The organism is Flavobacterium pectinovorum (assembly GCF_022802975.1).
Lineage (GTDB): Bacteria > Bacteroidota > Bacteroidia > Flavobacteriales > Flavobacteriaceae > Flavobacterium > Flavobacterium pectinovorum_B.
Genome location: NZ_JAFEVZ010000014.1, coordinates 63,984 through 79,294, shown reverse-complemented (window position 1 = coordinate 79,294; position 15,311 = coordinate 63,984). Strand labels below are relative to the sequence as shown.

Annotated in this window: 13 protein-coding genes; 7 read left to right on the top strand and 6 right to left on the bottom strand. The window is 34.4% G+C overall.

Translation table 11 applies throughout. From position 1 onward, the window contains the following. Nucleotides 1-249: 249 nt before the first annotated feature. The 4 genes from FLV_RS17370 to FLV_RS17355 form a co-directional block, all read right to left on the bottom strand. Entirely contained in the window at nucleotides 250-633 is a 384-nt protein-coding gene (locus FLV_RS17370) for a DUF3037 domain-containing protein (RefSeq protein ID WP_243235830.1), read from the bottom strand. Beyond that, the gene (locus FLV_RS17365) at nucleotides 623-1,405 is read right to left on the bottom strand and encodes a HipA family kinase (RefSeq protein ID WP_243235829.1); all 783 of its coding nucleotides are present in this window, start codon (nucleotides 1,403-1,405) and stop codon (nucleotides 623-625) included. Before FLV_RS17365 ends, FLV_RS17370 begins: the two co-directional genes overlap by 11 nt. A 165-nt stretch (nucleotides 1,406-1,570) precedes the next feature. Then, on the bottom strand, nucleotides 1,571-2,617 hold the full coding sequence (locus tag FLV_RS17360) for an RluA family pseudouridine synthase (RefSeq protein ID WP_243235828.1): 1,047 nt from the start codon (nucleotides 2,615-2,617) through the stop codon (nucleotides 1,571-1,573). Continuing rightward, nucleotides 2,607-3,230 carry a PASTA domain-containing protein gene (locus FLV_RS17355; protein ID WP_243235827.1) on the bottom strand — a complete coding sequence of 208 codons (624 nt, stop codon included), beginning with the start codon at nucleotides 3,228-3,230 and terminating at the stop codon, nucleotides 2,607-2,609. Before FLV_RS17355 ends, FLV_RS17360 begins: the two co-directional genes overlap by 11 nt. A gap of 493 nt (nucleotides 3,231-3,723) precedes the next feature. Between FLV_RS17355 and FLV_RS17350 the strand changes: the two genes are divergently transcribed. From FLV_RS17350 to FLV_RS17320, 7 genes are all read left to right on the top strand, one after another. Next, a complete protein-coding gene (locus FLV_RS17350; RefSeq protein ID WP_243235821.1) occupies nucleotides 3,724-4,695 on the top strand; it encodes a D-alanine--D-alanine ligase in 972 nt (323 codons plus the stop codon). 132 nt (nucleotides 4,696-4,827) lie between these two features. Further along, a complete protein-coding gene (locus FLV_RS17345; protein ID WP_243235819.1) occupies nucleotides 4,828-5,481 on the top strand; it encodes a zinc ribbon domain-containing protein in 654 nt (217 codons plus the stop codon). A gap of 87 nt (nucleotides 5,482-5,568) precedes the next feature. Further along, nucleotides 5,569-6,033, top strand: a complete 465-nt coding sequence (gene coaD / locus FLV_RS17340) for a pantetheine-phosphate adenylyltransferase (RefSeq protein WP_243235816.1) — start codon at nucleotides 5,569-5,571, stop codon at nucleotides 6,031-6,033. After that, nucleotides 6,030-6,890 (top strand): alpha/beta hydrolase, encoded by an 861-nt coding sequence (locus tag FLV_RS17335; RefSeq protein ID WP_243235809.1) that lies wholly within the window; start codon nucleotides 6,030-6,032, stop codon nucleotides 6,888-6,890. Before coaD ends, FLV_RS17335 begins: the two co-directional genes overlap by 4 nt. 89 nt (nucleotides 6,891-6,979) lie before the next feature. Then, nucleotides 6,980-7,558 (top strand): PhnA domain-containing protein, encoded by a 579-nt coding sequence (locus tag FLV_RS17330; RefSeq protein WP_243235808.1) that lies wholly within the window; start codon nucleotides 6,980-6,982, stop codon nucleotides 7,556-7,558. 604 nt (nucleotides 7,559-8,162) lie between these two features. After that, the gene (locus tag FLV_RS17325) at nucleotides 8,163-11,345 is read left to right on the top strand and encodes a starch-binding protein (RefSeq protein WP_243235806.1); all 3,183 of its coding nucleotides are present in this window, start codon (nucleotides 8,163-8,165) and stop codon (nucleotides 11,343-11,345) included. A gap of 265 nt (nucleotides 11,346-11,610) precedes the next feature. Next, nucleotides 11,611-12,126, top strand: coding sequence for an ExbD/TolR family protein (locus FLV_RS17320; RefSeq protein ID WP_243235805.1), 516 nt, complete (start codon nucleotides 11,611-11,613; stop codon nucleotides 12,124-12,126). A gap of 387 nt (nucleotides 12,127-12,513) precedes the next feature. Here the strand turns inward: FLV_RS17320 and rpsA are convergent, their stop codons facing one another. After that, complete coding sequence (gene rpsA, locus FLV_RS17315) at nucleotides 12,514-14,292, bottom strand: 30S ribosomal protein S1 (protein ID WP_243235796.1); 1,779 nt, start codon at nucleotides 14,290-14,292, stop codon at nucleotides 12,514-12,516. 399 nt (nucleotides 14,293-14,691) lie between these two features. Continuing rightward, on the bottom strand, nucleotides 14,692-15,219 hold the full coding sequence (locus FLV_RS17310; RefSeq protein WP_243235795.1) for a hypothetical protein: 528 nt from the start codon (nucleotides 15,217-15,219) through the stop codon (nucleotides 14,692-14,694). Nucleotides 15,220-15,311 lie beyond the last annotated feature (92 nt).

The window sequence follows — 15,311 nt, the reverse complement described above, 5'->3', positions numbered from 1 at the left end:
TCACTACGTTTTTATTTATTTAAAACAAAGTAACTACAAAGATTCACTAAGAGTTACTGAGCTTCACAAAGGATTTCTTTTTTATCTCGTAAAATTTTTTCACGCAGATTTAAAAAAGATTTAAGCAGATGCACGCAGATTATCTGTTTATAATCTGCTTAAATCCGCAGAATCTGCGTGAAAAATTTTGCGTCTTTGCGAGATTTCATTAAAATAAAACTTAAATTATCTTATATAACTTATATGGTTTTAAAGAACAAGTTCCTGAAACAATCTCTGAATCGTTTTCTCCAAATCTACACACAACCCCGGATGTGGTCTTGAGGTTTGTATAGCCGAACTTCTAATAGCCGTTAGCCATCTAAAACGCTCCGGAATATCAAACTCAGCAATTGGACCGCCATCTTTGGCACCGTTGGTAATTTTTTCTAATGAAGTTAAATTACATTCTAACTGTTCGATATCAAAATCAGCAGAAAGGGCTTGTATTTTTTCTTTATTTAAGTGAAAAAGAACCTTTATAAATTTGGCTTTTTTGCAAAACAAAATGATTCCGATATTCAGGAATTCTTCGCGCTCTACCCTTGGTACAACCCGAATCACAGCATATTCGTATAAGTGATTATCTTGCATTTTGAGCCTGATTTACAAATATTTCGGAATTGGCTAATCTTGTCTTTAAAAACTGCAAATACACATTTCGTAAGCCTTCCGATGTTTCGTCTGTGTCTTCCCATTGAAGCCAGTCCAGCGGAATCGTATTGACAATTTCTTCTAAAATTTCAGGAGTTAAAATCGCTTTAAATTCGGCATCAACTTCTTTTAAAAGTGAAGCCTGAGGCAGTAAAACATGATCTTTTATCAACGCAAACGGACTTTTGGCATGCTGCTCCCAGTTGTTCCAGGAATGATGAAAATACAAGCAAGCGCCATGATCGATCAGCCATAATTCCTTGTGCCAGATCAGCATATTGGTGTTTTTAAAAGTTCGGTCAACATTCGTGATATAAGCATCCAGCCAGACAATCTGCGAAGCTAATTTGGCATCGACAGTCGTAACAACAGGATCAAAAGTAATCGCACCCGACAGAAAATGAAGCGCCAGATTTAATCCCTGACTTCCCTGAAGCAAATCCTGAATCTCTTCATCGGCTTCGGTTCTTCCAAAAGCTTCATCGAGATTGGCAAAAACCAATTCAGGAAGCTGTAATTTTAAGGCTTTCGCAACCTGTCCGCCTACCAATTCGGCAATCAAAGCTTTTACGCCATGACCGGCACCTTTAAATTTCAGGACATATTTAAAATCGTCATCGGCTTCCGCCAAAGCAGGCAAAGAACCTCCCTCGCGCAAAGGCGTAATGTAACGCGTAACATTTACCGTTCTGAGATTGAAATTGTTTTTCATAATTATTTTCTGAAATACAAACTTAGTAATTTAGAATGTTAGACTTCTTAGATTTTAGACTTTTTAGATTTCAGTTTCTTTTCATGAAACGAAAAAGCTCCATTTTAAGGAGCTTTTCATTTTTAAAAAGTAATTATCTAATTGACAAATTATCTCATTATCAAATTATTCCTCTTCATCTTCAGTATTATGCGATTTCACATAATTACGCCATTTTTCAATACAATCCTGAAAATCCTGAGGCAATTCGGTATCAAAACGCATCAGTTCACCCGTATTCGGATGAATGAATCCTAGTGTTTTTGCATGCAGTGCCTGACGTGGTAAGGCTTTAAAACAATTTTCGATAAACTGTTTGTATTTTGTAAAAGTCGTTCCCTTTAGAATCAAATGACCTCCGTAACGCTCGTCATTAAAAAGCGGATGCCCGATGTGTTTCATGTGTGCACGAATCTGGTGTGTTCTTCCTGTTTCCAGTTTGCATGAAATCAAAGTTACATAACCAAAACGCTCCAGAACTTTATAATGTGTTATCGCAGGCTTTCCAATTTCAGGATCTGCGAAAACTGCCATCTGCATACGGTCTTTCAAATGTCGGGCAAGGTTTCCTTCAATCGTTCCAGCTTCTGCAGCAACATTCCCCCACACAAGGGCAATATATTCACGTTCGGTAGTTTTAGCTTCAAATTGCTTAGCCAAATGTGTCATGGCAGCTTCTGTTTTGGCAACCACCAAAAGTCCGGACGTATCCTTATCGATTCGGTGCACCAAACCAGGTCGTTCACTGCTGTTCATTGGCAGATTATCAAAATGATGCGCCAAAGCATTAACTAAAGTTCCGGTATAGTTTCCGTGACCGGGATGCACAACCATTCCGGGTTCTTTATTGATTAACAAAAAGGCCTCATCTTCATACACAATATTAATTGGAAGATCTTCCGGCAGAATATGATTTTCAAACGGCGGATGCGACAACATCACGGTTATCACATCTAAAGGTTTTACTTTGTAATTTGATTTTACCGGAATATCATTCACAAAAATGTTTCCGTCGTTTGCAGCGTTCTGAATTTTATTACGCGTGGCATTCTGAATCAAATTCATTAAATATTTGTCAATACGCAAAAACGCCTGACCTTTTGGGACTTCAAATCTGTAATGCTCGAATAATTCGTCTTCCAGATCTAAATTTTCTTCACTATTATTGTTCATCAGTTGGGTTTTCTTCAATTGGCGCAGCAGTACTGTCAACAGCCTCGCTTTCATCTACATAACTTGCTTTTCCGTCACCTAAAACCAAATCGATTTTAGATGCTTTCAGTACACGGTCTCCTGCTTTCAGGTTTCTGCCTTTATAGCGGAGTTCCAGAACCATATCTTTTCCAAGGTTTGGGATATAGGTAATCGTTCCTTCCTGAAGTCCTAAAGCTTTCAGTGTCGGAACCGCCTCACGATACGTTTTTTCGATTAAATCCGGAATTCGTACAGACGAAAATCCCGATGCATTAATTTTAATATATATCTTTCTTCCTACTTTTACCATCGTCCCAGGCAGCGGATCCTGCTCTACAACACTAAATTTTGGAAACTCACTTCTATAATCAACACTATCCAAAAGCACATAATCCAAATCCAGTTCGTCCAGCTTTTCTTCAACCTGCTCTTCAGTCAGTTTAGCTAAATTCGGAACCGCAATTTCATGTCCATGATCCGTTGTAAACGTCAGCCAATGCATAAACAAATAGCCTATAACTGCAATAATAGCAGCTGCACCCAACACTTGCAAAAAAAACACACGGCTCGTTAAATACTTACGTAAACTCATAAATTTATTTTTAGATGAACGCAAAGATAAAGCTATTTCGTTTCAAAAAAAATGATAATTTTGTTTTAAGCAAGAAAGTAACACGATGTTATTAATGTTGAAAACAAAGATTATTGGAATTTGGAATTTTAAAATTTGGAATTTCAATTTTAAGGAGCTCTTTCCTGCTGTCCGCTGTATCTTTTATGCCGAACCCCGGCACAAAAGGATGCCGCTGCCATCAGGGCTAGGGCTTTTAGGTTTCATAAGAGCATTCTTTCTTTTTTTGTCATTTCGACGAAAGGAGAAATCACACTCGGGATTCGACAAAGATTGGAACCATACTTTGCGGAGTTTCTAGTGTGATTTCTCCTCCGTCGAAATGACAAACAATATAAAAATGAGAGAGTAAATTAACTAAATAATTGCGAAACTGACACCGACTTCTACCGAATGTTGAAGCAACGAAAACCTGAAACCTTAAACAAAATTAAACTTTAAACAAAAATATAAAATGAAAAACATAGCCATTATCATGGGCGGATATTCAAGCGAATATAAAATCTCTCTAATCAGTGGAAACGTAGTAAAACAATACCTTGACAAAACAAAATACAACGGATTCCGAATTCATATTTTCAAAGAAAAATGGGTGTATGTAGACGAAAACGATGCTGAATTTCCAATTGACAGAAACGATTTCTCTGTAACCGTAAACGGTGAGAAAATCAAATTTGACTGTGTTTTTAATGCTATTCACGGTTCTCCGGGCGAAGACGGACTCATGCAGGCATATTTCGAATTGTTAGGAATTCCGCAAACTTCCTGCGATTATTATCAGGCAGCCGTAACATTCAACAAACGTGATTTATTATCTGTTTTAAAACCATACGGAATCAAGACCGCAATCTCTTATTACCTAAATAAAGGAGACGAAATCAATACAGCCGAAATCGTTAAAAAAGTAGGTTTGCCTTGTTTCGTAAAACCAAACAAAGCGGGTTCTAGTTTCGGAATCTCAAAAGTAAAAAACGAAGCCGAATTGCCAATTGCCATTGAAGTGGCCTACAAAGAAGACAACGAAATCATCATCGAAAGCTTCCTTGACGGAACTGAAGTTTCTGTTGGGGTTATCAATTATAAAGGCGAAATCATCGTGTTACCAATTACCGAAATCGTATCAGACAATGATTTCTTCGATTACGAAGCGAAATACGAAGGAAAATCACAGGAAATCACGCCTGCGAGAATTTCAGATGAACTGACACAAAAAATTGGTGAAACTGCAAAACGTGCATACCAAGTATTGAAAATGAAAGGATTCTCAAGAAGCGAATTCATTATCGTAAACAACGAACCGCACATGCTGGAAATGAACACCATTCCGGGATTAACAACAGAAAGTCTGATTCCACAGCAAGCCAAAGCAGCCGGAATAACACTTGAAGATTTATTTACAAATGCAATTGAGCTAGCTCTGGCTTAAAGATGCTAAGATACTGAGGTGCTAAGATTCTAAGATTTTAGCACCTTATTTATTAATTTATAAAGCTTGTCTGACCGAGTGAAGTCGAAGTCCTTTCAAGTCTAACCTTCATACCTCACAAACTCAAACAATATGCTCTTTCTTATTGGAACCCGGGACTCAAATATAAAAAACGGGGAAATTTTTAATGAAAAATGCCCAAAATGTAACGAAGAGAATACTCTGCATTTTAGCATCTACAGAAGATATACACACCTGACTCTAATTCCGTTATTTCCTGTAGGTAAACTTGTTTTTATAAAATGCAGTCATTGTAAAGAAACATTTAACTACGAAGATTTATCGGAAAGCATTCAATTAAAATTGAGAACTGAAAAAACAGGCAATTCAATTTGGATGTTTACCGGTTCTTTTATTCTGGCATTATTCCTTATTTTTACAATTAAGAATTATTTTGATAAAAAAGACGAAACCAGCATTCTAATAAAAACCCCAATTGTTGGAGATGTTTATAATCTAAAATTTTCTGATGGTTATTATTCTAATATGAAAATTGACAAAGTCACAAAAGACAGCGTTTATACAACTCATAATGATTTTAATGCTTATTTGCCTTATGAAATTGATGCTTTAGATAAATCAGAAAATTATACAAACCGAAAAGCTACGTATTCAAAAAAAGAATTGTTAGAGCTTTATAAAAAAGACGAAATTATTAAAATCAAGCGTTCTAAATATCCCATACAACTTTTAAAATCTGAATACCAAATTCCAATAACAAAATAAGACTCTAAACCTTTGTTTCTTTGAGTTTCTGAACCTCAAAAAAAACTTAGTACCTTAGCACCTCAGAACCTTAGCACCTCAAAAAAAATGAAAAAAGCTATATTTCCCGGATCATTTGATCCCATTACACTTGGACACGAAGACATTATCAAAAGGGGGATTCCTTTATTTGATGAAATCATAATAGCTATTGGAGTCAATGCTGAAAAAAAATATATGTTTTCCCTCGAAGAAAGAAAACGTTTTATCGAAGAAACTTTTAAGGATGAACCCAAAGTTTCTGTTATCACTTACGAAGGTTTAACTATTGATCTGGCAAAAAAACTTAAAGCTAATTTTATTTTAAGAGGTTTGCGTAATCCTGCCGATTTCGAATTCGAAAAAGCAATTGCCCACACCAACAGAAAACTTTCTAAAATTGAAACCGTGTTTTTATTAACTGCGGCTGGCACTTCATTTATCAGTTCAAGTATTGTTCGTGATGTATTACGCCACGGAGGTGAATATGAAATGCTGGTTCCGGATGCGGTGAGAGTAAAAAAACAAAAATGAAAAATAATCGAGTTTATTTCATTACCAAAATAATTATCTTAATTATTTCACTCATTCCGGCAAGTACTTTATATGGACAAAAAAGTTACGATTTTGAAAAAGAAATAGAACATCCTGAAAATTATAACTTCCGTGAAATCAATTTTGTTGATTTGGAAGACAATATAACTTTAAGTGGCACTTTAATATTTCCAAAAATTGAATATTCAAAAATAGTCATTATAGTTCCCGGAAGCGGAAAAGACACACGCAACTCTCACTATGTACTCGCAGAAGAACTTTTAAAAAACAGCATTGCTGTTTATCGATTCGATGACCGTGGTGTTGGCAAATCAGGCGGAACTGTTAATTTTAGTGTAGATCAGATTATTCAGGATTTATATTATGCGTTGGATAACATCAAAAAAACGGATACTCTTGCGAAAAAACAAATTGGAGTTTTAGGTCATAGCCTCGGCGGAATTGCTACAATTGATGTCTATCAAAAAAGTCTCAATATGGATTTTATTGTGCTTATGTCAACGCCTGTAGAAAAATATGGCAGGTTTAATCATCTTCAATTTTTATCTAAAAGCAATCCAAAGATAAAAACCAGTGCTAAAACTGTGTTTGAGAATCTAAATATTCCATTGTTATTTATTTCAGGTACTAATGATAGTTTTTTTGATAGTGAAAAAACTATTAGCCTCTTGACTGAAATAAATAATAAAAACATAAGTACCGAAATTTTACAAGGACAAAATCATTTTTTAAGAAAAGGCACAGATAATTGGAAAAAGACAAAAGAATACAACAATCTATATCAAATAGACAATCAGACATTAGACCGTATTGTAAGTTGGATTAAAAAAATATAAGATTATTATTTAAAATAAACTGCCTTCCAATAAATTTGTAACCCATTCAAATTATAAGTAATTTCGGCGTTTCAAATAAAAATCAAACAATGAGCATCGAAAGAGAATTAAATAAACGCAGCGGATCTAAATGTGAACTTTGCGACGCTGAAGAAAACTTAAAAGTATATCAGGTATTACCAACTCAAAAAGGTGGTATTGATGAAGCTGTATTAACCTGTAGCACTTGTATTGACCAAATTGAAAATCCGGACAAAGTCGATTTAAATCACTGGAGATGCCTAAATGACAGCATGTGGAATGAAAACATTCCGGTTCAGGTTGTTGCCTGGAGAATGTTAAGCCGTATGCGTGCTGCCGGCTGGCCTCAGGAATTACTGGATATGATGTACTTAGATGAAGATATTCTTGCATGGGCACAAGCAACCGGAGAAGGTGAAGATGACGAAAATAAACTGATTCATCGTGACAGTAATGGCGTAGTTTTACAACACGGAGATTCTGTCGTTTTAATTAAAGATTTGAAAGTAAAAGGATCAAGCATGGTGGCTAAACAAGGTACCGCTGTTCGTAATATCCGTTTAGACCATGAAAACGCAGAATATATTGAAGGAAAAGTTGATGGTCAGCAAATTGTAATTATTACACAATATGTTAAGAAAATATAAGTTTAAAAAATTATTGTTTTTACTATATAGACTAAAACTGTAATTGAAAAACTTAGATATATTGGTTCTTCGCCAAAATTAGTGGAATTGAATAAATGGATTTTCAATTAATTAGGTTCTTCGCCATAAACAATGGAAAATCTATTTTCGGCAGCTACGGAATCTGCTAAATCTGCGGGATAAATTTTAAATTACTTCCCGCAGATTTAGCAGATTTTTTTGTATTTCACTAAGAAATTGTCTTTTTTAAAATCCACTGTTTTAGGCGAAGAACCAAAATATTTTTAAACTACATGAAATAGATCACTTACAAAAAAGTAGTATTTGAAGTTTAAAAAAAATTACACTTTAAAATGAAAGGCTCAAAAACTTAATCTGGTTTTGAGCCTTTTTTTTATTACTCCCAGATTAACACACTTTAATTCATTGACAGCTAAAAAGTTACTTCATTGTTGTTTTTTTTATTAACAATTACACAAACTACAACGTTAAAGTTTTAATTATTCATATTATTTTAAAAAATAAAAAAACAATACATAAAAAAAGACACCATTAATTACTAATTTCATAAAATATTAACCGCCCTAAATTAAAAACTAACCTTATGAAATTGAAAAATTATTTTTTATTATTCTTGTTTTTTCTCCTGCAGTCATTTGCTTTTTCACAAACAAAAGCAACAGGAAAAGAAGTAATGCTCCAAGGATTTCATTGGACTACAGATGCATCTGCCACTAAATGGTACGAAGTAATCAAGAACAACTCTTCGACTTTACAAGCCGCCGGATTTGATGCAATTTGGATGCCTCCACCAAGTAAATCAACCGGAGGAATGGGATATATTCCTACCGTATGGTACGATTTAAATAATGCTCAAGGCACTCAGGCACAATTGATATCTTTAATTAGCGATTTACATTCAAAAAATATTAAAGTAATTGCTGATATCGTAATCAATCACCGGGGAGGAACATTAGGCTGGTATGATTTTTCAACACCTTCCTGGAATACTCCTACTGAAACATGGTCTATCTGCAACAACTCCAATATAAGCGCCAGTGGACAAAAAGGTACAGGAAACCCTGATTACGATCCTGTTGCAGCAGGCTTAAAATCTGCAGGAGAATCAGGTACATTTTCGGCAGCAAGAGATTTAGATCATTCTAATGCAGCGGTTAGAGATGGTATCAAAACCTGGATGAATTGGCTGAAAAATGATATTGGTTTTGATGGATGGCGTTATGATTTTGTACATGGATATGACGGCAAATACATCAAAGAATATAATGACGCAACAAATCCGTATTTTTCGGTAGGTGAATTACTGGAAGGTGATAGAAACAGAATCGTAAAATGGATGGATTATACGAAAGCAGGAACTTCAACAGCATCTTCAACAGCTTTTGATTTCTCAACGAAAAGTGCTTTACAAAATGCTTTTAGAGATAATAACCTGAGTTATTTAAAAGACGGTTCCGGAAAAGCATCCGGATTAATAGGCGTTTGGCCTTCAAATGCTGTAACGATGTTAGATAATCATGATACAGGGCCAAAACCTTACGGACAAGACTTATGGATTTTCCCTGGCGATCAGGTATTAAAAGGATATGCTTATATATTAACACACCCGGGCACACCTATGGTTTGGTGGCCACATTATTTTAATTGGGGAATCAAAAATGAAATTGATTCAATGATTAAAATCAGGAAAGATAATGGATTAAGCAGTACTTCTTCCTTAAATATAGTTGCCGCTACAAATAACTTATATGCTGCAATCATTGATAATAAAGTAGCCCTGAAATTAGGTTCTGATAATTGGACTCCATCCGGAACGGGTTGGACTTTAAAATTATCCGGTACCAATTTTGCTATTTGGGACAAAGGAGCAGTTGTAGATGTGCCAAGCTTGACAAATTCACAAGCTGGAGGAACATTTTCTACAGGAACAACAGTCAATGTAGTATTGACAGCCAATAATACTTCCTCTACTATTTATTATACATTAGACGGAACAACTCCAACCACAGCCTCACCTTCAGCCATTGGAACAAAAACACTTTCAATTACAGCCAACACCACAGTAAAAGCATTTGTCAAAAATACTGCTAATGTTAGTTCGACTATATATACCGAAAACTACACTTTTGCTGCTACACCAACCTTTACAGTTTATTTCAAAAAACCATCAACATGGGCTTCTTCAATAAAAGTGTATTATTGGGGGACTTCAGGAACCGCTCCGGCAGTGACCTGGCCGGGAGTAGCCATGACACAGGATTGTGGAGATTGGTACAGCTATACTTTTCCATCGACAGTTAGTGCTTCAAATCTTATTTTTAATGATGGTACTTTAAAAACCGCTGACTTAACAGCAACTGCCGGAATTAAATATTATGATTCGGCCTGGTTGAGTACTGAACCTGTAAACAGATGCCCTGTAGTTACTCCTGATTTGACAATTTCACAAGTCGGAGGGACATTTTCTACTGGAACAACGGTAAACACCATATTGACTGCCAATGCAAATACATCAACAATCTATTATACCTTAGACGGAACAACTCCAACTACTGCTTCTGCATCTGCTGTTGGAACAAAAACACTTTCGATTACAGCCAACACCACAGTAAAAGCATTTGTTAAAAATACTGCGGGTACTCTATCTTCAATAAAAACTGAAGTTTATAATTTTGTTACTCCAACAACCTTTACAGTTTATTTCAAAAAACCATCAACTTGGGCTTCCACAATAAAAGTGTATTATTGGGGAACTACAGGAACCGCACCGACAGTGATCTGGCCGGGAGTAGCCATGACACAGGATTGTGGAGATTGGTACAGCTATACTTTCCCATCGACAGTTAGTACTTCAAATCTTATTTTTAATGATGGTACTTTAAAAACCGCTGATTTAACAACTACTGCCGGAATTAAATATTATGATTCGGCTTGGTTGGGTGCTGAACCTGTAAACAGATGTCCTGTAGTTGCTCCTGATTTGACAATTTCACAAGTTGGAGGGACATTTTCTACAGGAACAACGGTAAACACCATATTGAATGCCAATGTAAATACATCAACAATTTATTATACCTTAGACGGTACAACTCCAACTACGGCCTCAGCATCTGCTATTGGAACAAAAACAATTTCTATAACAGCCAACACCACAGTAAAAGCATTTGTTAAAAATACTGCGGGAACTCTATCTTCAATAAAAACTGAAGTTTATAATTTTGTTGCCGTACCAACTTTAACTGTTTATTTCAAACCTCCTACAACATGGACGGGAGTACCAAAAGTACATTATTGGAATGCTGTTCCAGCCGGAAGTATTGCCAATACCACTTGGCCAGGTATGGCTATGACAGCTGACGCAAATGGTTTTTATAAATATACGATAGTTGGGCCTACATCAATAAATTTGATTTTTAACAACGGAGCTTCCGGAACTGCAAATCAAACAGCTGATTTACTAAACAAAACCAACGGATATTCATATACCTGGGGAGTAAGTACTGCAAAATTCGGAATCCAGGATGAAATAGCTCCTAGTACTACATCTATAGTATTATACCCAAATCCGGTTAGTGATTTACTACAAATAAAATCTGATGAAGTTGCTTTAGATTATCGAATTCTATCTAACAGCGGAACAACAGTTCAATCAGGAAACGTAAACAACAATACTATCAATGTAAGTAATTTAGCATCTGGTCTTTATTTTGTTAAAATCCATTTTAAAGACGGTAAAGAACACTTACAAAAGATTATTAAAAAATAATCCTGTTTTAATAAATTTAAAGAGCTCAAACTTAACCTAGTTTGAGCTCTTTTATATTATAAATAACTCTTTTTATAATATTTCGAATCATAAATAACACTGTAAACTAAATACCCCCCCTTTATCCTGATGCGATAGACCAATAAGTTATATCGCTAAAAGATTGCAAAACATAAGACTACGCTCATAAATTGTAAAAATATTTTTGATTATTTTTATAATCTTCATCAATTTTATTATTAATTTAGAATTAAAATGATTTGTTATGGAAAACCTGCCTAAAAAAGTCAGAAGCAAAAAGTTAAATACCAGAGTTGATCTGACTGCTATGGTGAGCATTTCTTTTCTACTGATTATATTTTTTATGGTAACAAGAGAATTGGTTAAACCGAAAGGAATTGAACTAGGTCTTCCAAGTAATGATATAGATTGTGGACCGAGTGGATGTATTAATGCTGGCCGAATCTATACCATATTATTAGATGACGACAATAAAATAATATCGTATCTAGGTTTATTAAATAATCACTTAGAAAGTCCAAAAAGTTTAAAATATGATAAAGAAGGTATCCGAAAAGAACTTGTAACCAAAATTAAGCAAATTCAAGAATACACAGGAGATCCTGACAGAAGCATAATTGTAATTATAAAACCAAGTAAAAAATCTAATTATGGAAACTTGGTTGATATTCTGGATGAAATGGCAATTACTAAAATTGATACTTATGTAATTGCAAATGATTTTAGTCCTGAAGAGACTAAATTATTGGCTTCGAAATAAATTGCCTTACATTTTATCATTTCTGACAATATTATACTTACTCATTCTTTTGAAAAAAAGTACCCTAGCCCTGATGGAAGCATCCTTTTTCTGGCTTCTTTAGCCAGGAAAAGATATAGCGGACAGCAGGAATAACTCCTTAAAATTCCAAAAATTAAATTCCAAATTCCAATAAAATTAGACGCACTGCGGTGCGCCTCTACAACTGCATAATAAACATAGTCAATGGTTTGCAATACATGCAACACGTATCCCAATCCAGATTCCTACGGTTGAAACCGAGGGCTATATTTGAACATAACCTAAAACAAAGAAAACCTGAAACCAAAAGACATAAAAAAAGTCCCACATCGCTGTGGGACTTTCTATTTATAAAAAATCTAAAAATTATTTTTTCTCAGTTTTTTCCATTTTAGCTTTTAATGCAGCTAATACATCATTATTATCTCCTAAAGTTGCAGCTGGTGCATTAGTAGTAGAGTTAGATGAAGTATTTTCAGTTGCAGCTTTCACGTTTTTCTCTTCTTCTTCACGGAAGATAGCAGTGTGAGAAGCAACTACTCTTTTGAATTCTTTGTTGAATTCGATTACTTTGAAATCAGCAGTATCACCTTTTTTCAATTTCTTTCCGTCTTCTTTTTCAAGGTGACGAGTAGGAATGAAAGCAACGATATCATCTCCGAATTCTACAGTAGCTCCTTTGTCAACGATTTCAGAAATTTCACCATTGTGGATAGTTCCTACAGCGAAAGAATCTTCGTATTGATCCCAAGGATTAGCAGTAGTTTGTTTGTGACCTAAAGATAATTTACGTCCGTCAACATCTAATTCTAATACAACTACATCAAGTTTCTCACCAACATTTACAAATTCTGATGGGTGTTTGATTTTCTTAGTCCAAGAAAGGTCAGAAATGTAGATTAATCCATCAATTCCTTCTTCTAATTCTACGAAAATACCAAAGTTTGTAAAGTTTCTAACGATACCTGTATGTTTAGAACCTACTGGGTATTTAGAAGTAATATCAGTCCATGGATCTTGAGTCAATTGTTTGATACCTAATGACATTTTACGGTCATCTCTATCTAAAGTTAAGATAACAGCCTCAACAACATCTCCAACTTTTACGAAATCTTGTGCAGAACGTAAGTGAGTTGACCATGACATTTCAGAAACGTGGATTAAACCTTCAACACCTTCAGCAACTTCGATAAATGCACCGTAATCAGCGATTACAACTACTTTACCTTTTACCTTATCACCAATAGTTAAATTAGCATCTAAAGCATCCCATGGGTGAGCGTTTAATTGTTTCAATCCTAATTGAATTCTTGTTTTCTCATCATCGAAATCAAGGATTACAACGTTTAATTTTTGGTCTAATTCAAGAACTTCACTTGGGTGGTTGATTCTACTCCAAGAAAGGTCAGTAATGTGAATTAATCCGTCAACACCACCTAAGTCAATGAACACACCATAAGAAGTAATGTTTTTAACAACACCTTCTAATACTTGTCCTTTTTGTAATTGACCGATGATTTCTTTTTTCTGTACTTCAATATCAGCCTCGATAAGCGCTTTGTGAGATACAACAACGTTTTTGAATTCGTGGTTAATTTTTACCACTTTGAATTCCATCATTTTGTTTACATATACATCGTAGTCTCTAATTGGCTTAACATCAATTTGAGATCCTGGTAAGAACGCCTCGATACCGAATACGTCAACGATCATACCTCCTTTAGTTCTACATTTAACAAAACCGTTAACGATTTCTCCAGTTTCATTAGCTGCAATAACTCTATCCCAAGATTTGATAGTACGTGCTTTTCTGTGAGATAATACTAACTGACCTGTTTTGTCCTCACGGATGTCGATTAATACTTCTACTTTGTCACCTACTTTTAAAGCTGGGTTGTAACGGAATTCATTTAAAGAAATAACACCTTCAGATTTAGCATTGATATCAACGATAACGTCTCTATCTGTAATTCTAACAACAACACCTTCAACTACTTCTTCCTGATCTGTAGCGATGAAAGTTTTTGATACTAGTTCTTCAAACTCTAATAAGTTTTTCTCATCTACTGCGTCGATTCCTTCTTGGAAGTTATGCCAGTTAAAATTTGCTAAAAACTCTTCTTGTGATTTTAATTGTTCAGACATGCTGATAAAAAATTTGTATTCTGTTTTCCTCGAGTTTCATAAAGCAGTAGAAAAAACAGAAGTTGTTTTACATAAATGGTTGATACCTAATGGAAACTCTTCTTTGCCAAAAGGACTGCAAAATTAATACATTTATTTGTAACAGCCAACTAAAACAGAAATGATTATCAGTTAATGGGTCAGAAGCAGCGATTTTTAGGTTTTTCAAGACCATAAGTACCTCTATACGTTACAATCTTTTGCGCCGAACCCCGGCACAAAAGGATTTTCACTTCTATCGGGGCTAGGTTAGAAGTTTTTAAGAATTCATATCCCCTTTGAAAACAAACCATAAGACTTTAAAGCATATGAGGCTAACTCTTTAAAATGCAAATAAAGATTTTATTCGAATTAATTAAATCATTTCACCCTAATTTTATTCTGTACAAACGAAATTATCATTTTAAAATTTTCCTGACCAACTTCAATTTCTCCTAATATATAGGGTTGATAATCTTTCGTAATCAATATTACGTTATCATCTTTTATTAAATAAATTGTAAATTCTTCCCATAACAAAATTTTCAATTGATTTCCAACAGTTATTATAAAGGCTTCTTCCGTAAATTCCCAGCTAAAATCTTTTACATCTTTATTTGTTTCAATTTCTGATTTTTTTGCAGCATTAAACTTTCTATATGTTGATTTTATTTTGAAATAATAATAAACAAAGGGAATTAGATTAGTTAAACCACAAAAAATAAAAATATAACCTATTCCAAATATATTTGGTCGATTATAAATTAAAGCAGCGCCAAGAATAATCAGTAAAAAACCTAAATATTGTGAATTTTTATAATATTTAATTTTTCTTTCCCATGCCAAATCAAATAGCAAATCCATCTGCTGGTTGTAAATATCCTTATCAAAATTTAGTTCGAATTTCATTGAAATCTTTATGCTTTTAATTAATCAACATATGACATCAAATATAGACGAATATCGTTTAAAACAAAAAACCCAACAATTTTCAGATTTGT